The following is an 18,348-nucleotide window of genomic DNA, read 5'->3' as shown; positions in this document are numbered from 1 at the left end:
AATTATCAAAGACAAACGCAAACCGACACCTCGACGGCCAAATCTCTACGAAGCCGCGGCAGCAACCTCATGCGCACCAAGGCAATGCGCACCCCATTCACGCGCCCAGGCAGCACAACGCCCAACGCTAAGCTGCCCCTGTTCGAAGTCGACGAACACCACCTCGTCCGCTGTCGCAGGCCTTAATGGCGCTTCGGAACTGCGGCCATCCGACAGCACCCACAACCAGCGTTGCTGTGCAGGCTGACGGCGCGCTGCCATCAGCAGCAAATCGCTGGCTGTATCGATACCTGACTGAAAAGGCGTCCCGCCTCCGCCACCCACAGGCGCGATCCAACGCTCGTTCAACCATCGCGGCACAGCCGGTCCAAACCGCACATCCGCGCGATTGCCGCCGAAACAGACCAGCGCGACTTCGCAGCGAGCCGCACGCGCCCGCTCGAATAGCGCAAGGAGAATTCCCTTCGCCAGCGCCAGCCGCTCACCCGCCATCATCGATGCCGAGCAATCGAGCACAAAGCAATGCAGCACACCGCTACGCGGTTCTTGATGAATGAAGCGCAGATGTTCGCTACGCAAAGGCTCACCACGCTTGGCAACGAGCGTGCGCGGCCACGCAATGCGCTTTCCCGGCACGCCTTGAGCGGAAGCGAAACCCGCGCCTTGCCGCCATCGAAAACCGCTGCGCATTGCACGCGCGGTTGCGCCCTTTCGATGGCTCAGTGTTTTTTTGCCGGAAGCGGGATGACCTGCTTGACGCGCGTGATGCCCGTGGGTTCGGGCGGAAGATAGCCATAGTCGCTATCGGTTGAATGACTAGCCTGATCGACCGAAGCATTCCGCGCATCACCGGAACCCGGCGCTTCCTGCGGCCTTTCCGCATCCTCGTGCAAACGCCGCCGATGCAGCAACACCGATTCCGCCACCCGATCGACATGCCCGAGCGTCACTGCATCGGCCTGTTCGAACGCCGCCAACGCGCGAGCCGCGCGCAGCATCACGAGATCCGCACGCAAACCGTCGACGCCCGCTGCAATGCACAGCGCGCTGACATGCGCATGCACGGCGTCGTCGAACGACAGACGCGCCAACGCCACACGTGCCTCCCGAATCCGCACGACATAACCTGCTTGCTCTGCAGAGTGCAAAGTACGAAACCCGGCAGCATCGAGATCGAACGCGAGCCGCGCCTTGACGATCGCTTGCCGCGTCTGCGGCTCATAGCAATTCGCAAGTTCGACCATCAAGCCGAAACGATCGGCCAACTGAGGCCGCAATTCGCCCTCTTCGGGATTCATCGTGCCGATCAGCACGAAGCGCGCATCGTGCGAGTGCGACACACCATCGCGTTCAATCGTATTCACACCGCTCGCGGCTGCATCGAGCAGCACATCGACGAGCGCATCGGGCAGCAGATTCACTTCATCGACATACAGCACGCCGCCATGCGCCTTCGCGAGCAGCCCCGGCGCAAAGCGCACCGATGCATCGCGCAGCGCGGATTCGATATCGAGCGTGCCGATCAGCCGGTCTTCGCTCGCACCGAGCGGCAGCGTCACGAACTGGCCGTCGGGCAAAAGCTCGGCGAGCGCGCGCGCCGCCGTCGATTTTGCGGTGCCGCGTGGACCGCTCACCAGCACCCCGCCGATACCCGGATCGACGGCAGCAAGCAGCAGCGCCTGTTGCAACGGCGCCTGACCGATCAACGCAGAAAACGGAAACACCGCGCGCGGCGCATTGACTTCGCTCATGAGCGTGATCCTTCGATGTGCTGTTCGCTATCCAGCAGATGCTGTTCGACTTGCGCGCGATAGTCGCCGGGTTGTTGCCACAAGCCGCGCTGCATCGCTTCGAGCAGCCGTTCGCAGACGGCATGCAACGCATGCGGATTGTGCCGCTGCATGAACTCGCGCGTATCGGCGTCGTTCAGATAGGCATCGGCGACGAGCGCATATTGATGATCGGCGACCACGCGCGCCGTCGCATCGTAGCCGTAAAGATAATCGACCGTCGCGGCGATTTCGGCCGCTCCTTTGTAGCCGTGACGCTTCACACCATCGAGCCACTTCGGATTCACGACACGCGAACGGATCACGCGCGCGATCTCTTCATTCAACGCACGCACGCGCGGCGCGTCGGGGTTACTGTGATCGGCGTGATACACATGCGGCTGATTGCCCGCGAGATGCCGCACGGCCGCCGTCATGCCGCCTTGAAACTGGTAGTAATCGTTCGAATCGAGAATGTCGTGCTCGCGGTTGTCCTGATTCTGCAACACGACATCCATCGCGGCGAGCCGCGTGCCGAACGCGTGACGCGCTTCTTCGCCCGAGCTTTTCTGCGTATATGCATAGCCGCCCCACGACAGATACGCGTTCGCGAGATCGGCATCCGTCTGCCATTGCCGCGTGTCGATCATCTGTTGCAAACCTGCGCCGTAGGCGCCCGGTCGCGCGCTGAACACACGAAAGCCTGCACGCCGACGCGCTTCTTCAGGCGCGACGCCGCGCTCGATCCACGCGTCGCGCTCGCGCATTACTCGTGCGCGAATGGGATTCACGTCTTCGGGTTCGTCGAGTTCGGCGACGGCCTGCACAGCGGCATCGAACAGATGCATCACATTCGCAAACGCATCGCGGAAGAAGCCGGACACACGCAACGTAACGTCGATACGCGGACGATCGAAAGCGGCAATCGGCATGATCTCGAAGTCCGTCACGCGATGGCTGCCGGGCGCCCACTTCGGCCGCACGCCGAGCAGCGCGAGCGCTTGCGCGATATCGTCGCCGCCCGTGCGCATCGTCGCCGTACCCCACACCGACAGCCCGATCGCGCGCGGATAGTCGCCATGTTCCTGCAAGTGACGCTCGATCAGCGTCTGCGCCGACTTCAATCCAAGCGACCACGCCGCTTGCGTCGGAATCGCGCGCGTATCGACAGAATAGAAGTTGCGGCCCGTAGGCAGCACGTCAGGACGTCCGCGCGATGGCGAACCGCTCGGGCCCGGCGGAACGAAACGCCCTTCGAGTCCGCGCTTCAAATGCATCAGTTCGTGCGGGCCGCATGCGTCTAAACGCGGCAGGATGTCGTCGCGCACACGTTCGAGTACACGCGATGTTTGCGGCAGTTCAGCTGCGACCGCGATCTCGCACTTGTCATCGAGCAAAGACGCTGCGAGCAGTTCAAGCCTTTCGCGCGTGTCGCCGTTATGACGCCACGGCGCATCGCTGATCTGCTGCAAGATCGCGGGACGCGGACCGTTCCACTCGGCCGACCAATCTGCCGACAACGGATCGAACAGACGATCGACGTCCAGATCGCGCGCCAACGCATCGATCAATCCAGCCTTCGCACCTTGACCGTCGCCCACTGGAAAGCGCGCAAGCGCGAGCAGCGTATCGCGCCGCTGCACGCCTTCAGGCGATTGCCCGAACGTATGCAGGCCGTCGCGTATTTGCGCTTCCTTCAACTCGCACAGCCACGCATCGACGCGTGTCAGCAGCACGTCTTCCGCATCCACATCGGCAGGTGCCGTGAGGCTCAGTTCTTCATGCAAGCGATGCTTGACGATCGTGTCGAGTATCGTCTTGCGCAGCAGCTTCGCGCGACGTGGATCGACCATCAACGCGTCGTAGTACTCGTCGACCTGTCGTTCGAGATCCTGCAACGGCCCGTAGTTTTCTGCGCGCGTGAGCGGCGGCATCAGATGATCGACGATGACAGCCTGCGTACGCCGCTTCGCCTGACTGCCTTCGCCGGGATCGTTGACGATGAACGGATACAGATGCGGCAGCGGCCCGAGAATCGCATCGGGCCAGCATGCATCGCTCAATGCGACGCTCTTGCCCGGCAACCATTCGAGATTGCCATGCTTGCCCACATGCACGACGGCATCGATATTGAACTGATGTCGCAGCCAGAAATAGAACGCGAGATACGCGTGCGGCGGCACGAGTTCGGCATCGTGATAGCTCGCATAGTCGTTCTGTTCGCGCGAGCGCGGCGGCTGGATACCGACGAACACATGCCCGCATCGCCAGCCCGCGATCATGAAGCGCCCGCGACGTAGCGTAGGATCCAGCTCCGGCGTGCCCCACTTCGCATTCAACGCATCGCGCAATGCTTGCGGCAGTTGCGCGAAATAGGCGTTGTAATCGCTCAAAGCCAGGCTCTGCAATGCAGGCCGCAGATCGCGCACGACGGGATCGTTCGTCACGCCTTGCGTCAACGCAGCCATCAACGCGTCACCATTCGAAGGCACATCTTCGACGCGATATCCTTCGTCACGCAGCATTCGAAGAATGTTCACGACGGATGCAGGCGTATCGAGTCCGACGCCGTTGCCGATGCGCCCTTCGCTCATCGGATAGTTCGCGAGAATCAGCGCGAGCTTCTTGTCGGTATTCGGCGTGCGCCGTAGCTTGCACCAGCGCTCGCTCAACTCCGCGATGAAAGCGACCCGCTCGTGATCCGGCTGATAGCGAACCACATCCACTTCCGTATGCGGACAACGATATGCAAGGCCCTTGAAGCTGATCGCGCGCGTGATGATGCGGCCATCCACTTCGGGCAGCGCAACGTGCATCGCGATATCGCGCGAATTGAGGCCGTGATTGTCCTTGAGCCAATCCTCGCGATTGCCGCCGCTCAGAATCACCTGCATCACGGGCGCGTCGCCCGCCACTTCGAGCGGCTCGGGATCGTCGATTGCGGAAGCCGCGAACGCCGTCGTATTCAGCACGAGCGCAATCCCATGCTGCGCAGCGAGTTGCTGCACGACATCGCGGCTGATCGCATCCTTCAGCGACGTGATCGCGACAGGTAGCGGATTCATGCCGCGCGCTTCGAGCGCGTCGATCAGCGCATCGAACACGGCCGTGTTGGCCGCCTGCAAATGCGCCTTGTAGAACAGAATCGCGACGACGGGTGCTTCAGGCTTCCAGCGCGCCTGCCAGTCTTCGATGGTCGCGACATCATGCGCGGGATGATAAAGCGCCGCCGCCGGCAGCGGACTCGGCGGCGCAGGTTCCCTGCCCCAGCCGAGCGCGCGCCACGCGATACAACGCATGAACGATTCCGCGTTATGTGGACCGCCCTCGCGCAGATAACGCCACAACTGATGGCACAGGTCCGCATCGGCCGTGCTGCGAGCGAGCAGATTCGGATCTTCCTGCAAGTCGCCGGAGAACATCGCGAGCGTCTGCTGCTTGCGCTGCGCGAGTGCGACGACCTGTTCGATTCCATACGGCCAGTACGCTTCGCCGCCCAGATGATCGACGACGACGACGCGCGCATGCTGCAACACGTCGTCGACGTAGAAATCGACGGAAGCGGGTTGCCGCAGATACGTGACATTCGCAAGCCGCACGCTCGGAAAACCGTCGCCCAGCCGCGTGACGACGCTCGCGAGCAGCGACAGCGTCGTGTCGGCGGAACTGAGAATCACGATGTCCGCAGGCTTCTGATCGATACGGATCACGCCTTGCGTATCGTCGACGAAACCGCCCGGGACGGTGCGCAGCAAATGCATCGCGGTGCCTTAAGCCTGCTGCGCTTGCGTGCTGAGCGCTTCGTCGAGCGCGCGTTGCAGCGTCGGCTGATCGAGGTCTTCGCCGATCAGCACGAAGCGGCTCAGCGACGATGCATCGATTTCGCCTGCCTGCCAGCGCCGGTCGAAGTAACTATCGAAACGGCGGCCCACGCCTTGAATCACGAGCCGCATCGCTGCGCCGGGCAGCGCCGCAAAGCCTTTCACGCGATAAATCGTGTGCCCTTCGACCACGCGCTGCAATGCCGCGATCATCGCTTCGCGCGACGTCGCCTTCGCCGTGACGACGACGGAATCGAACTCGTCGTGATGATGATCGGCGTGCTCGGGATCGTCGGCGGAACCGTGGTGATCGTGGCGCAAATGAATCGTTTCTTCCGATGCCGATTCGAGCCCGAGCAGCGCATGCAGATCGAGTTGCCCCATGTGCGCGCGCACTACCTTCACCTGCGGCGGAATCTCTTCGCGAATCACGGCTTCCACGCTGGCCTGTCGCGCTTCATCGAGCAGATCGATCTTGTTCAGAATGACGAGATCGGCTGCCGACAACTGGTCTTCGAACAGTTCATGCAGCGGCGATTCGTGATCGAGATTCGGATCGGCCTTGCGCAGTTGATCGACGGCAACGGGGTCTTCCGCGAACTGGCCGCTTGCGACAGCGGGACCATCCACCACCGTCACGACGGCATCGACAGTGAAGCTGTTCTTGATCGACGGCCAGTTGAACGCCTGCACGAGCGGCTTCGGCAGCGCGAGGCCCGACGTTTCGATCAACACGTGATCGATCTGTTCGCGCCGCTCGACGAGTTGCTCCATCACAGGGAAAAACTCTTCCTGCACGGTGCAGCACAGGCAACCGTTGGCCAGCTCATACAACTGGCCTTCCGTTTCGTTGCCGTTTTCGTCGCACCCGATACCGCAGCCCTTCAGAATCTCGCCGTCGATGCCCAGTTCGCCGAACTCGTTGACGATCACGGCGATGCGCAGCCCGCCCGCGTGTTGAAGGATGTGACGCATCAACGTCGTTTTGCCGCTGCCGAGAAAGCCGGTGACGATCGTCACGGGAATCTTGCGCATCTGTGTCTGCATGATGGCTCCGTTGCTCGAAGGTCGTTCGAGTGACCCTGAAGGCGCGCTATGAATTAGCTGCGCTGTCATATGTGATGCACGGGGACGAAAACGGCGCCGCATCGGTATCAAACCGCTGCAGCGCATGAGGAATCGTGAACGCTGTGCCGCATCCCCGCAGCATGGCGTCGTTCACTCGGGCCGGTATCCGGGCTGATGAAAGCGCCGCCTCTCCTTCCCGCGCGAGCGTTTTCGCGCAGTGGATGTATCTGCATGGGCCGCTATTGGACGCACATGCAGCGAGGCCGGCTCTGCATCGTCTGCGCGATGCCTTCACCTACCGTTGCGGGGAGCAGCATAGTTTGGCCCGCCGATATGAACCGTGCGAAGCCCGCTATTTCCCGTTTAACTGCGCGCGCAGAAAGCGCGCGCGAGCACCAGAGTGCGTGCGAGTTTAGGCCCGGCGGCAGGCAGCGTCAAGGAAGCATCCGCGAAACTACGCAGCGACTCGCACAGCCCCGTGTGCTATCGTATGCGCGCATCTGGTGCCGCGCGGAACGCTCGAAGGTCTGCGCGGTTAAACGGGAAACAGGGAAGCGCCCGCTCGTCGCAACATGAAAGCGACGACCTCGCGCTCAGCCTGTGCTGTCCCCGCAACGGTCACGCGGCGAGCGGAAAACATCTTCCGCGCAGTGCGTTCAGAGCCACTGTCTGCCACTCGCAGATGGGAAGGCGAACGCGATGAGCCGCCAGCCCGGATACCGGCCCGATGCAAGGGGGCGAACGTAGATTCGCCATTCGCCGGCACCGCGGGAAACGGAGGCCAGCGCCCACGCGCGATGCAGACTCACACTATGGCAGCCGTCGCGCGTCACACGCAACATTGCATGACCTGTCACACACAAGCGCCCGCGCACATCGCGGCGCTCTCCTCGCGATGAGCCGCGCCTGGCTGATCGGCGCCGGTCCCGGCGACGTCGAATTGTTGACGCTCAAGGCCGCGCGCACGCTCGCGCTGGCTGACGTCGTGCTCGTCGACGATCTCGTCAATCCCGAAGTGCTCCAGTTCGCGCGCGACGACGCGCAGATCGTCTACGTCGGCAAACGCGGCGGCCACGCATCGACGCCGCAACACGAGATCATTGCCACGATGCTCGATCATCTGCGCGCGGGCCGCAGCGTCGCGCGTCTGAAAGGCGGCGATCCGTTCGTGTTCGGACGCGGCGGAGAAGAACAGCAAGCGCTGCAAGCTGCAGGCGTGCACGTCGAAATCATCAGCGGAATCACGGCGGGCATTGCTGCGCCTGCGGCGATCGGCGTTCCCGTCACGCATCGCGACTACGCGCAGGGCGTGATCTTCGTCACGGGGCACGGCGCGGGCGAGCACGAAGCGGACTGGCAAGCGCTCGCCGCCACACGCATGACGCTCGTCATCTATATGGGCATGCGTCGGCTCGGCGATATCGTCGATGCGCTCCTGAGCGCAGGAATGCCACCCGATACGCCGTGCGCCGCGATCGAATCGGCGACACGTCCCGAGCAGCGCCATGTCGCCGCGACGTTGCGCGAGTTCGTGCAGTGCGTCGCCGATGCTGGACTCGGATCGCCGTCGATCGTCGTAATCGGCGGCGTCGCGTCGCTGGCCGCGCCATGACAACGCTGATCGCGGGCATCGGATGCCGGCGCGGCGTGTCGGCGGAACAGATCGAAGCAGCCGTGCGTGAAGCGCTCGGCGACGCGCTTCCGTTCGCCGCACTGCGCGCCGTCGCATCGATCGAAACGAAGGCCGACGAAGCCGGACTCGTCGAGTTCTGCACACGCAACGCGCTGCCGCTGCATACGTTCACGCGCGAACAGATCGCCGCGCTCGATGCACCCATCAACGCATCTTCCGCCGCGCGAGAGCATCTCGGCGTCGACGGCGTCTGTGAACCGTGCGCGCGGCTCGCCGCGAACGGCGGAGAACTGCTCGTCACGAAACTTGCGCACGACGGCGTGACTGTCGCCATCGCGTGCGCTGCCGCACACCCTCATTCCAACGACACATCCAGAATCAAGGAACATCGATGAAGACCGATCCCGAATCGCATGCACGCATGACGCAGCGCCGCCGCGAAGGCCACGAGAAAAAGCAGGCTCAGGCGACCGTCGAGAAAGGCCTGCTGATCGTCAACACGGGCACGGGCAAGGGCAAGTCGACGGCGGCGTTCGGCATGGCCGTGCGCGTGCTCGGCCACCGCATGAAGCTCGGCGTCGTGCAGTTCATCAAGGGCGCGCTGCACACGTCGGAGCGCGATTTTCTGGGCGCGCAGGGCAATTGCGAGTTCATCACGATGGGCGACGGCTACACCTGGAACACGCAGGACCGCGAGGCCGACATCGCGACGGCACGCAAGGGCTGGAACGAAGCACGCCGCATGATCGAAAGCGGCGAGTATCAGATGGTGATTCTCGACGAGTTGAATACCGTGCTGAAGTACGAATATCTTCCGCTCGATGAAGTGCTCAAAGTCGTGAATGCGCGACCCGAGATGGTCCATGTCGTCATAACAGGCCGCCACGCGCCCGATGCGCTCGTCGAAGCCGCCGATCTCGTCACCGAAATGCGCCTCGTCAAGCATCCGTACCGCGAGCAGCACGTGAAGGCACAACGCGGCGTGGAGTTCTGAACGATGCCCGCGTGCCCCGCTCTCTTCATCAGCGCGCCGGCGTCGGGCCAGGGCAAGACGACGATCACGGCCGCGCTCGCGCGGCATCATCGGCGGATGGGGCGAGACGTGCGCGTGTTCAAGACGGGCCCGGATTTTCTGGACCCGATGATCCTCGCGCGCGCGAGCGGCGCGCCTGTACTCTCGCTCGACCTGTGGATGGTCGGCGAACGCGCATGCCGCGCGCTACTCGCGCAAGCGGCGCGCGAAGCGGATCTGATTTTGATCGAAGGCGTGATGGGTTTGTTCGACGGCACGCCGAGCAGCGCCGATCTCGCCGCGAAATTCAACGTGCCCGTCGCCGCCGTAATCTCGGCGAAAGCGATGGCGCAGACATTCGGCGCCGTCGCGTTCGGCCTCGCGCGCTTTCGCGATGATGTGCCGTTTCACGGCGTATTCGCGAACCGCGTCGGCTCGGCGCGTCACGCGCAGATGCTCGAAGAAGCGTTGCCGCGCGATCTGAAGATGCTCGGCTATCTGTCGGGCGATGCCGCGATCGAATTGCCCGACCGTCATCTGGGCTTGTTGCAGGCAGCGGAAATCGACGATCTCGATGCACGTCTCGATCGTGCCGCCGATGCGCTCGCATCGACAGCACTCGCGCAACTGCCGCCCGCCGTCACGTTCGACGACGCTGCAGACAACGAGTCTTTGCCGCAGTTGCTCGACGGCATGCACATCGCGATCGCGCGCGACGCCGCCTTCTCGTTCATCTATCCGGCGAACGTGCAACTGCTCGAAGCGCTCGGCGCGCATCTCACGTATTTCTCGCCGCTCGCCGACGAAGCCGTTCCCGCCGACGCCGACGCGCTCTATCTGCCCGGCGGCTATCCCGAACTGCATGCACCGAAGCTCGCGGCCAACGCGCGCAGCGCGGCATCGATCCGCGCGCATGCGAACGCGGATCGCACCATCGTCGCCGAATGCGGCGGCATGCTGTATCTGCTCGACAGCGTCACCGACACGCACGGCGTCACGACACCGATGCTCGCCCTGTTACCGGGCAACGCAGCCATGCAGACGCGCTTCACCGCGCTCGGCATGATGCAGATGAGCGACGGCGTGCACGGCACGCTGACGGGCCACACGTTCCACTACTCGCGCGTGAGCACGCCGCTCGCACCCGTGCGCCACGCGACGCGCGCCCAGTCCGACGCGCCCGGCGAAGCCGTCTATCGTCAGGGAAGCGTCGTCGCCACTTACATGCACGGCTACTGGCCGTCGAACCCAGCCTTCGCGGCTGCCCTCTTCCATGGCCGAGCCTTTTAACGACGCCGAGCGCGCCGCCGTCTACCGCGCGATCTACGAGCGGCGCGACATGCGCCACTTCGTGCCCACGCCCGTCGATCCCGCCGTGCTCGCGCGATTGATCGACGCCGCGCATCACGCGCCGAGCGTCGGCTACATGCAGCCGTGGCGCATCGGACGCATCACCGATCCCGCGTTGCGGCAGAAGCTGCACGGCGCCGTCGAACGCGAACGCGTGCTGACGGCCGACGCGCTCGGCAAGCGGCGCGACGAGTTCATGAAGCTCAAGGTGGAAGGCATGCTCGAATGCGGCGAGCTGCTGGTGATGGCGCTGATGGACGGCCGCGAGAAACACGTATTCGGACGGCGCACGTTGCCGGAGATGGATCTTGCGTCGGTGGCCTGCGCGATCCAGAACATGTGGCTCGCGGCGCGTGCGGAAGGTCTGGGGATGGGCTGGGTGTCGCTGTTCGATGCCGACGAAGTGCGCACGATGCTCGGCATACCCGAAGGCGCGCGGCCTGTCGCGCTGCTATGTCTCGGCCATGTGGAGCACTTCTATCGCGAGCCGATGCTCGAATCGGAAGGCTGGGCCACGCGCATGCCGCTCGCTGCGTGTCTCTTCGAAAACACGTGGCCGGAAGCACCACCCGAGCACGAAGGCGACGCGGACCAGACTACTGTCCAGAACGCTTTAAACGGGCGTTAGAACCGCTCGCGCGTCGCCGCTCAGGCGTCGCCCTTCTCGATCCGTTCGAGCCGGTATCCGTAGCCGTAAATCGGCATCAGCCGATAGCCGTTCTCGGGACGCAGACCGAGCTTCGTACGCAGCATCGACACATGCGTGTCCATCGTACGCGACGGAATGCCCGCCGCCTGCTTCCAGATCGCGTCGAGAATATGCGAGCGCGACAGCGGCCGGCTCAGATGCTTGAACAGCAGCAGCGCCAGTTCGAATTCCTTGTGCGTCAGCGTGACGGCGCTGCCGCGCACATGCACGCGCTTCGAACCCGGCTCGAACTCGTACTCGCCGAACACTTCTTTCTCGCCGAGCGGCTCGCGCTGAAACGCGCCGCGCAGCAGCACGCCCACACGCGCGAGCAGCGCTGCCGCGCTCACCGGCTTGACGAGATAATCGTCGGCGTCGACGTCCTGATGCGCGACATCGCTCGCACGGGTCATGAACAGCACGGGCAGACGCTCAGTGAGATTCTGACGGACCCAGCGCAACACCTCATCGCCCGACAGCGCGGGCGCATGACGATCCAGCACGAGCAGATCGAACGGCTGGCTGCGCAACTGTCGGACGAGTGCCGGGCCGTCCTCGAATGCATGACACGTATGCCCCGCAGCCGACAAAGTCCTGCACACGAAGTCGGCCTGCGCCTGCGTCTCCTCCAGAACTGCAATTCTCATAAAACCCCGCAACGCTAATTCATTGTTTCCGTCCGACCGGGAAATGCCCGATGAAGGATGACGACTCGCAAATAGGAAATTTCAAATCCACATTCGCTTTGTTCTTCAAGCCTTGCATCGAATGTCGGCAAATTGCTTCACATTGCCAGACAATGCCTCGATAGCCCGATATTGCTTTTAGGGTCCGCGCGTCTGATCCGCCATTGCAACGACGGGAATTAAACAGGCGCACAACCCACTTCTTTTGACCGCGCAGTACAAGCGGAATCTTTTTCTTGCGTTTTCCTGCCTGCGCGTATGCCCGCATTGAGCGCCCGAGTTGCCGGACGTCACGCGCAAACGCATGACGCTACGCGCTTTCCGGCCAGGCGCAGCACTTCTTGTGCGGCTCGAAATGACGGGTGTGCTACCGAATGCCAGTCGACGGACGAATCCGCCGATGCATGGCGGCACTGCATCACGAACATCTCTTTTGCGTGTTCTATTCCACGCATTGGAATAAAAGTTCGTGCCAGTTACCCGGGAGATTTAACAATTCGAGCGTCGCCGCTGACGCATTCGATTTAAATCGGGGTGAAGATTATTAGAACGAATTGAATCAGTCAATTAATCTCGCGATTTTTATGTGGCAAGGCGGCCAATTCGTTAAATCGGTCCGATGATACCGATAACCGTCTTATCGGTGCCATATGATCCATTCACGTCAAACGACACGGCCGCCCAACCCTGTTAGCGGCTTTTGCGGCACTGCACTTTAGGGCTGCACGCCCACGCGTTCCGCGCGGCAGGTGCGCGCACCGTCGAGATATCGTGCCGCGTCTTGCGGGGCGGACAACGCAAGTCCTTTACGGACGATTAGACGACTTCCTCATTTGTATCGTCGGCAGCAGGCGAAGCGCAGATCACTTCGACGCCGGCATGCGCCAGCACTTTCGACAGTCCCGCTGCCGGCTCGACATCCGTGACCAGCGTATCGAGACCGTCCGCGCCGAACACATGCACAAGCGCGCTATGGCCGAACTTCGTGTGATCCGCGGCAACGATGCGGCGCTCGGCTTGCGCGAACGCCGCATGCGCCAGCGCTGCGTCGGCGGGCTGCGCGTCCATGAAGCGCCCTTTCGCGTCGATCGCCGTCACCGACACGATCGCGTGCCGCACATGAAACTGCCGGAAAAACGCGAGCGCGCTTTCGCCGACAGCGGATGCATCGTCCGCGCGCAGTTCGCCGCCTGCCATCAGCACGCGGTTGTCGTTGCGCGGTGCGAGCAGGCGCGCGACTTCGGCGGAATTGGTAACGACCGTGAGGCGCGCGTGCGCTTCGAGCGCCTGCGCGATATGCACGCAGGTCGTGCCGCCGTCGAGCATCAGCGAATCGCCGTCGTCGATCAGTTGCGCGATGCGCGCCGCGATCGCGCGCTTCGCCTCGCGCTGTTCGACCATGCGGCGCCGGAACGGCGGTTCGTCGAGTTGCGCGGGCAGCATGATGCCGCCATGCACCTTCACCAGCAGACCTTCTGCGACGAGCGGCTTGAGATCGCGGCGAATCGTCTCGTCGGACACGTCGAACGTGGTGGCCAGATCCGTGATCGTGCAGGTCTGCTGAGCGCGGACGAGCCGCAGGATCTCGTTCTGTCGGTGAGTGGCGAACATGGGCGCGGGGTCGGGAAATTCGCGCCAGTCTAGCAAACGTGTCTGCGCGGCTTCAATATAAATCCAAGCAAATCCACATCCGCCTCCACGTAGCAGGAGCGTGAATTTGTTCGATCCGATTGCATCCGCCGGATTTTTACGGCAAAGTACGCAGCAACACACTTCCACATATTTCCACGCAATTCCACGAAACAATTCCACATTTCTAGCGAGATGCCAGACATGTCCACTCCTCTTCCTACCCAGGCGCGCGTCGTCATCGTTGGCGGCGGCATCATCGGATGCTCGGTCGCCTATCACCTCACGAAGCTCGGCTGGACGGACGTCGTGCTGCTCGAACAGGGGCAACTGTCGTGCGGGACGACGTGGCACGCAGCCGGTCTCGTCGGCCAGTTGCGCGCGCAGGAAAGCATGACGAAGCTGATCCGCTACTCGACGGCGCTCTATGCCGAACTCGAGGCCGATACGGGGCTGGCGACGGGCTGGAAGCAATGCGGCTCGCTGTCGGTGGCGAGGACGGCCGAACGCATGACGCAGCTGCGGCGCACGGCCGCTGTCGCACGCGCCTATGGCGTGACGTGCGACGTGATCGGCCCGAAGGAAGCCGGCGAACTGTGGCCGCCGATGCGCACCGACGACCTGCTCGGCGCCGTCTGGCTGCCCGGCGACGGCAAGGCAAATCCGACCGATCTGACGCAAGCATTGGCGCGCGGCGCACGACGGCGCGGCGCGCGCATCGTCGAAAACACGCGCGTCACCGCGATCCACACGCGGCCCGCCGCGAAAGGCCGCGAGGCAAGCGGCGTCGCGTGGCGCGACAAGCAGGGCAACGAAGGCACGATCGCCGCGGAGATCGTCGTCAACTGCGCGGGGCAATGGGCAAAGAATGTCGGGCGTCTGTGCGGCGTAACCGTGCCGCTGCATTCCGCTGAGCACTACTACATCGTCACGGAGCGCATTGCGGGCGTGCATCCCGACCTGCCCGTGATGCGCGACCCGGACGGGTACATCTACTTCAAGGAAGAAGTGGGCGGACTCGTGATGGGCGGCTTCGAGCCCGACGCGAAACCGTGGGGCATGAACGGCATCCCCGAGAACTTCGAGTTTCAGCTGCTGCCCGACGACTGGGATCAATTCCAGATCCTGATGGAGAACGCGCTGCAACGCGTGCCCGCGCTGGAAACGGCGCAGGTGCGCCAGTTCTACAACGGCCCCGAGTCATTCACGCCCGACAACAACTTCATGCTCAGCGAAGCGCCCGAGTTGCGCAATTTCTATATCGGCGCGGGGTTCAATTCGATGGGCATCGCGTCGGCGGGCGGCGCGGGCATGGCGCTCGCCGAGTGGATCGTCGCAGGCGAACCGACGATGGATCTGTGGCCCGTCGACATCCGCCGCTTCGCGCGCTTCAATGGCAACGACACGTGGCTGCACGACCGCGTGAAAGAAACGCTCGGGCTGCACTATGCGATGCCCTGGCCGAATCGCGAACTCGACAGCGCGCGGCCGTTCCGCCGCTCGCCACTGTATGCGCAGTTGCGCGACGACGGCGCATGCTTCGGCAGCAAGATGGGCTGGGAACGTGCGAACTTCTTTGCGCCGACGCGCGCCGACGCGCGCATCGACTACTCGTTCGGCCAGCAGAACTGGCTGCCGTGGAGCGGCGCAGAACATCGCGCATGCCGCGAAGGCGTCGCGCTGTTCGATCTGACGTCGTTCTCCAAGTTTCTCGTCAAGGGACGCGATGCGGAAGCGCTATTGCAGCGGATCGTCGCGAACGATGTCGCCGTGCCGCCGGGCACGGCCGTCTACACGGGCATGCTGAACGAGCGCGGCGGCTACGAATCGGACTTCACGCTCACTCGTTTGAGCGACGATCAGTACCTGCTCGTCACAGGCTCCGCGCAAACCACGCGCGACTTCGACACGATCGACAAACGCATTCCGCCCGACAGTCACTGCATGCTCGTCGACGTGACGAGCCAGTACGCGGTGCTCGCGGTGATGGGGCCGCGTGCGCGCGATCTGCTCGCGAGCGTGTCGAAGGCCGACTGGAGCAACGAGGCATTCGCATTCGGACAGAGCCGCGAAGTCGATATCGGCTACGCAACGGCGCGCGCGACGCGGATCACGTATGTCGGCGAACTCGGTTGGGAACTGTATGTGCCCGTCGAATTCGCAGTCGGCGTGTACGAGACGCTGCATGCGGCCGGAAAGCAATTCGGCCTGAAAAACGCGGGCTATTACGCGCTCGACTCGTTGCGAATCGAGAAAGGCTACCGTGCGTGGGGACGCGAGCTGTCGCCGGATACGAACCCGTTCGAAGCGGGCCTCGCGTTCGCGTGCAAGCTCGACAAAGACACGCCGTTCGTTGGACGCGATGCGCTCTTGAGACTACGCGATGAACCGCTGCGTCGACGCCTTATCGTGTTGACCGCCGATGGCGCGAGCGATCACATGCTTTGGGGCGGCGAAGCGATCTTGCGCGACGGCGTTGCCGTTGGCTTCGTCTCGTCGGCGGCGTTCGGGCATACGCTTGGCTGTCCCGTCGCGATGGGCTACGTCAAACGCGAAGACGGCGCCGCGCTCGACGATGCGTGGCTCAAGAGCGGCCGCTATCAGATCGACGTAGCAGGCGAACTGCTGAACGCGACGCTACATCTGAAAGCCCCGTACGATCCCGCTTCGACGCGCGTCAAAAGCTGAAGCCCACGCTAGCGCGCAACGATCAGCCGCATAGGCTCGTTGCGCGCGATGTCGCGCGGCGTCACGCCGAGCAGGCGCTTCATCCAGTGCGACATGTGGCTCTGATGTGCAAAGCCCACTTCGAGCGCGACCTGGCTCGCGCTCAAACGTCCCTGCTGCAGCAGCGCCCTCGCCCGCTCGACGCGCCGCTGCACCACATGCCGATGCACGGGCACGCCCATCGTCTCGCGAAACAGCACCTTGAAATGCGGCACGCTCAGTTCGACGAGCGAGGCGAGTTCGGTCAGCGTCAGACGTTCGTCGAGATGCGCTTCGATATAGTCGATCACGCGCGCGGCAGCGCGCGGCGACAACGTACGCCGCTTGCCGTCGTCGGGCATCGCGGCGCCGCCGGCAAGGCGCACGATCATCGCGGTGCACAGGCTCTCGGCGTAGAGCGGATCGGAGGCATCGTCGGCTTCGATTTCCGCTCGCATCGCCCACGCCAGATGCTGCAAGCGCGCGTCGCGTAGCTGGAATTGCGGGCGAATCTGCGCACGCGCGGCACGCAGGCCCAGCTGATCCAGCGTGGTGAGCGCGAAGTCGTTCGCGAACCAGATGCGCAGCACCGTGCAGTTGGCATCGTCGGACCATTCTCCATCGAGGCCCGCGGGCACTACGTCGGCATCGCCGTGCGCCTGGATGCGTGCCGAGCGCTTGCCATTGCATCGACAAACCGCGCGAACTGGTGCGCCGACATGCACGCCGACGCGATGTTCCGCGATCGCCGGAAGACGATGCGTGCCCGCCGAAATCCCGATCATTTCCGCGCCGAAACCCGACCAGCCGAGCGACGCGCTCGACAGCAGGCTCTGTCGCGCGCCGGAGTGCGGCATTAACGCAGGGAGAACCGCATTCATCGCTAGCACCTCGTTCCGTCATCCGATTGCCGCATTGTGCTGCGTTTTGCGCGTACGTGCTGGCCGTTTTTCGATTGCACGAATGCGGCGCGCAGATCGTCATCCGGATCTGTTGCGGATCATCCTTTCATGCGCGCTTTATGCCGTGCCGCCGCGTACGCTCTATCCGCATGCCATTCAAGGAGACGGACGATGTACGTGATATTCGGCGCATCAGGCAACGTGGGACGGGCGACGGCGACGGCATTGAGACATGCGGGACATGATGTGCGCGCCGTCGTGCGCAATCAGGCACAACAAGACATGTTCACGCGCATCGGCTGCGAAACCGTGCACGCCGATCTCGACGATGAAGCCTCGTTGCATCGCGCGCTCGACGGCGCGCATGCGGTACAGATGCTGTGTCCGCTGCCGCATCGCGACCCCGATCCGGGCAGCGCGATGCATCGCATGATCGTGACGGCCGCGCGCGCGTTGCGTGAGCATCCGCATCTGCATGTCGTCGCGCTGTCCGACTATGGCGCCGAACTGGACGAAGACACGGGCATCACGATGCTGTTCCATGAGCTCGAAGCAGCGTTCAAGCAAAACGTGCCGCGCCTCACGCTGCTGCGCTCGGCGGAACATATGCACAACTGGATGCGCGTGCTGCCCGCCGCGCTCGCGACGGGACGGCTGCCGAGTCTGCATCATTCCCTCGACAGGCAATTTCCGACTGTGGCCGCGCAGGACGTCGGCGTGCTCGCCGCGCACTTGCTCAGCGAAGCGCGCGATGAAGATGGCGTGCGTATCGTGAGTATCGAAGGTCCGAGCCGTTACGATGCGAATGATGTCGCGCGAGCCTTCAGCGAAGCCACGGGCCGCGATATCGCCGCACTCGCGTTGCCGCGCGACGAATGGACGGCGACGCTGCTGCGCGCGGGACTCAGCACGAATCACGCGAAGCTCATCACGGATCTCTACGATGCGCAGAACGCCGGACGTATCGACGTGGATCCGCGCACCGAGCGGCGCTTCGGCACGACATCGCTGCGCGATGCGCTTGCCGCGTTGACGCAAACCGTCAATGCGTGACACGGGTGCGGGAGCTTGCACATGCAGTGCT

General features: G+C 63.5%; 15 protein-coding genes and 2 riboswitches. Of the genes, 7 read left to right on the top strand and 8 right to left on the bottom strand.

Features of this window, described 5'->3' with window-relative positions; translation table 11 throughout:
• Positions 1-45: 45 nt before the first annotated feature.
• From QEN71_RS08725 to cobW, 4 genes are read right to left on the bottom strand one after another with little or no spacing between them, the layout of a single operon-like run.
• A complete protein-coding gene (locus tag QEN71_RS08725; protein ID WP_201654615.1) occupies positions 46-690 on the bottom strand; it encodes a vWA domain-containing protein in 645 nt (214 codons plus the stop codon).
• A 29-nt stretch (positions 691-719) separates the two neighbouring features.
• Positions 720-1,751 carry an ATP-binding protein gene (locus QEN71_RS08720; RefSeq protein ID WP_201654618.1) on the bottom strand — a complete coding sequence of 344 codons (1,032 nt, stop codon included), beginning with the start codon at positions 1,749-1,751 and terminating at the stop codon, positions 720-722.
• Positions 1,748-5,530 carry a cobaltochelatase subunit CobN gene (gene cobN / locus QEN71_RS08715; protein WP_201654622.1) on the bottom strand — a complete coding sequence of 1,261 codons (3,783 nt, stop codon included), beginning with the start codon at positions 5,528-5,530 and terminating at the stop codon, positions 1,748-1,750. The genes QEN71_RS08720 and cobN overlap by 4 nt, the downstream gene beginning before the upstream one ends.
• Positions 5,531-5,539: 9 nt before the next feature.
• Positions 5,540-6,637 (bottom strand): cobalamin biosynthesis protein CobW, encoded by a 1,098-nt coding sequence (gene cobW / locus QEN71_RS08710; RefSeq protein ID WP_201654625.1) that lies wholly within the window; start codon positions 6,635-6,637, stop codon positions 5,540-5,542.
• Between the two features lie 161 nt (positions 6,638-6,798).
• A riboswitch (cobalamin riboswitch) is annotated at positions 6,799-7,073 on the bottom strand.
• A gap of 69 nt (positions 7,074-7,142) precedes the next feature.
• Positions 7,143-7,400: riboswitch (cobalamin riboswitch) on the top strand.
• 153 nt (positions 7,401-7,553) lie between these two features.
• On the opposite strand from cobW, the gene cobA reads away from it, so the two are divergent.
• Genes cobA through bluB form a run of 5 tightly spaced genes read left to right on the top strand, consistent with a single transcriptional unit; the run spans position 7,554 to position 11,281 of the window.
• Complete coding sequence (gene cobA / locus QEN71_RS08705) at positions 7,554-8,270, top strand: uroporphyrinogen-III C-methyltransferase (RefSeq protein WP_201654628.1); 717 nt, start codon at positions 7,554-7,556, stop codon at positions 8,268-8,270.
• On the top strand, positions 8,267-8,686 hold the full coding sequence (locus tag QEN71_RS08700) for a cobalamin biosynthesis protein (RefSeq protein WP_201654631.1): 420 nt from the start codon (positions 8,267-8,269) through the stop codon (positions 8,684-8,686). Before cobA ends, QEN71_RS08700 begins: the two co-directional genes overlap by 4 nt.
• On the top strand, positions 8,683-9,285 hold the full coding sequence (gene cobO, locus QEN71_RS08695; RefSeq protein WP_201654634.1) for a cob(I)yrinic acid a,c-diamide adenosyltransferase: 603 nt from the start codon (positions 8,683-8,685) through the stop codon (positions 9,283-9,285). The genes QEN71_RS08700 and cobO overlap by 4 nt, the downstream gene beginning before the upstream one ends.
• Before the next feature lie 3 nt (positions 9,286-9,288).
• Positions 9,289-10,593, top strand: a complete 1,305-nt coding sequence (locus tag QEN71_RS08690; RefSeq protein ID WP_201654637.1) for a cobyrinate a,c-diamide synthase — start codon at positions 9,289-9,291, stop codon at positions 10,591-10,593.
• Complete coding sequence (gene bluB / locus QEN71_RS08685; RefSeq protein WP_201654640.1) at positions 10,577-11,281, top strand: 5,6-dimethylbenzimidazole synthase; 705 nt, start codon at positions 10,577-10,579, stop codon at positions 11,279-11,281. Before QEN71_RS08690 ends, bluB begins: the two co-directional genes overlap by 17 nt.
• Positions 11,282-11,301: 20 nt before the next feature.
• On the opposite strand, the gene QEN71_RS08680 is transcribed toward bluB, so the two are convergent.
• The 3 genes from QEN71_RS08680 to QEN71_RS08675 form a co-directional block, all read right to left on the bottom strand.
• On the bottom strand, positions 11,302-11,988 hold the full coding sequence (locus QEN71_RS08680) for a response regulator transcription factor (RefSeq protein ID WP_201654643.1): 687 nt from the start codon (positions 11,986-11,988) through the stop codon (positions 11,302-11,304).
• Positions 11,989-12,317: 329 nt separating this feature from the next.
• A complete protein-coding gene (locus QEN71_RS44770; RefSeq protein ID WP_407675471.1) occupies positions 12,318-12,446 on the bottom strand; it encodes a hypothetical protein in 129 nt (42 codons plus the stop codon).
• A gap of 397 nt (positions 12,447-12,843) precedes the next feature.
• Positions 12,844-13,638: a DeoR/GlpR family DNA-binding transcription regulator gene (locus QEN71_RS08675; protein WP_201654649.1), complete on the bottom strand. Its 795-nt coding sequence runs from the start codon at positions 13,636-13,638 to the stop codon at positions 12,844-12,846.
• Between the two features lie 222 nt (positions 13,639-13,860).
• Between QEN71_RS08675 and QEN71_RS08670 the strand changes: the two genes are divergently transcribed.
• A complete protein-coding gene (locus QEN71_RS08670) occupies positions 13,861-16,344 on the top strand; it encodes a GcvT family protein (protein WP_201654652.1) in 2,484 nt (827 codons plus the stop codon).
• 8 nt (positions 16,345-16,352) lie between these two features.
• Here QEN71_RS08670 and QEN71_RS08665 read toward each other — a convergent pair whose 3' ends face one another.
• A complete protein-coding gene (locus QEN71_RS08665) occupies positions 16,353-17,243 on the bottom strand; it encodes a helix-turn-helix domain-containing protein (RefSeq protein WP_201654655.1) in 891 nt (296 codons plus the stop codon).
• Positions 17,244-17,435: 192 nt separating this feature from the next.
• Here QEN71_RS08665 and QEN71_RS08660 point away from each other — a divergent pair, with 192 nt between their 5' ends.
• Positions 17,436-18,317, top strand: a complete 882-nt coding sequence (locus tag QEN71_RS08660) for an NmrA family NAD(P)-binding protein (protein WP_201654658.1) — start codon at positions 17,436-17,438, stop codon at positions 18,315-18,317.
• The last annotated feature ends 31 nt before the right edge of the window (positions 18,318-18,348 follow it).

The sequence above is a fragment of the Paraburkholderia sabiae genome (assembly GCF_030412785.1).
GTDB classification, from domain to species: domain Bacteria; phylum Pseudomonadota; class Gammaproteobacteria; order Burkholderiales; family Burkholderiaceae; genus Paraburkholderia; species Paraburkholderia sabiae.
This window is presented reverse-complemented; position numbering and strand designations above follow the sequence as displayed.

Excerpts from the sequence above, each read along its gene's own strand:
- QEN71_RS08725 (WP_201654615.1), bottom strand. The coding sequence starts at position 690 with ATGCGCAGCGGTTTTCGATGGCGGCAAGGCGCGGGTTTCGCTTCCGCT.
- QEN71_RS08720 (WP_201654618.1), bottom strand. The coding sequence starts at position 1,751 with ATGAGCGAAGTCAATGCGCCGCGCGCGGTGTTTCCGTTTTCTGCGTTG.
- cobN (WP_201654622.1), bottom strand. The coding sequence starts at position 5,530 with ATGCATTTGCTGCGCACCGTCCCGGGCGGTTTCGTCGACGATACGCAA.
- cobW (WP_201654625.1), bottom strand. The coding sequence starts at position 6,637 with ATGCAGACACAGATGCGCAAGATTCCCGTGACGATCGTCACCGGCTTT.
- cobA (WP_201654628.1), top strand. The coding sequence starts at position 7,554 with ATGAGCCGCGCCTGGCTGATCGGCGCCGGTCCCGGCGACGTCGAATTG.
- QEN71_RS08700 (WP_201654631.1), top strand. The coding sequence starts at position 8,267 with ATGACAACGCTGATCGCGGGCATCGGATGCCGGCGCGGCGTGTCGGCG.
- cobO (WP_201654634.1), top strand. The coding sequence starts at position 8,683 with ATGAAGACCGATCCCGAATCGCATGCACGCATGACGCAGCGCCGCCGC.
- QEN71_RS08690 (WP_201654637.1), top strand. The coding sequence starts at position 9,289 with ATGCCCGCGTGCCCCGCTCTCTTCATCAGCGCGCCGGCGTCGGGCCAG.
- bluB (WP_201654640.1), top strand. The coding sequence starts at position 10,577 with ATGGCCGAGCCTTTTAACGACGCCGAGCGCGCCGCCGTCTACCGCGCG.
- QEN71_RS08680 (WP_201654643.1), bottom strand. The coding sequence starts at position 11,988 with ATGAGAATTGCAGTTCTGGAGGAGACGCAGGCGCAGGCCGACTTCGTG.
- QEN71_RS44770 (WP_407675471.1), bottom strand. The coding sequence starts at position 12,446 with ATGCAGTGCCGCCATGCATCGGCGGATTCGTCCGTCGACTGGCATTCG.
- QEN71_RS08675 (WP_201654649.1), bottom strand. The coding sequence starts at position 13,638 with ATGTTCGCCACTCACCGACAGAACGAGATCCTGCGGCTCGTCCGCGCT.
- QEN71_RS08670 (WP_201654652.1), top strand. The coding sequence starts at position 13,861 with ATGTCCACTCCTCTTCCTACCCAGGCGCGCGTCGTCATCGTTGGCGGC.
- QEN71_RS08665 (WP_201654655.1), bottom strand. The coding sequence starts at position 17,243 with ATGAATGCGGTTCTCCCTGCGTTAATGCCGCACTCCGGCGCGCGACAG.
- QEN71_RS08660 (WP_201654658.1), top strand. The coding sequence starts at position 17,436 with ATGTACGTGATATTCGGCGCATCAGGCAACGTGGGACGGGCGACGGCG.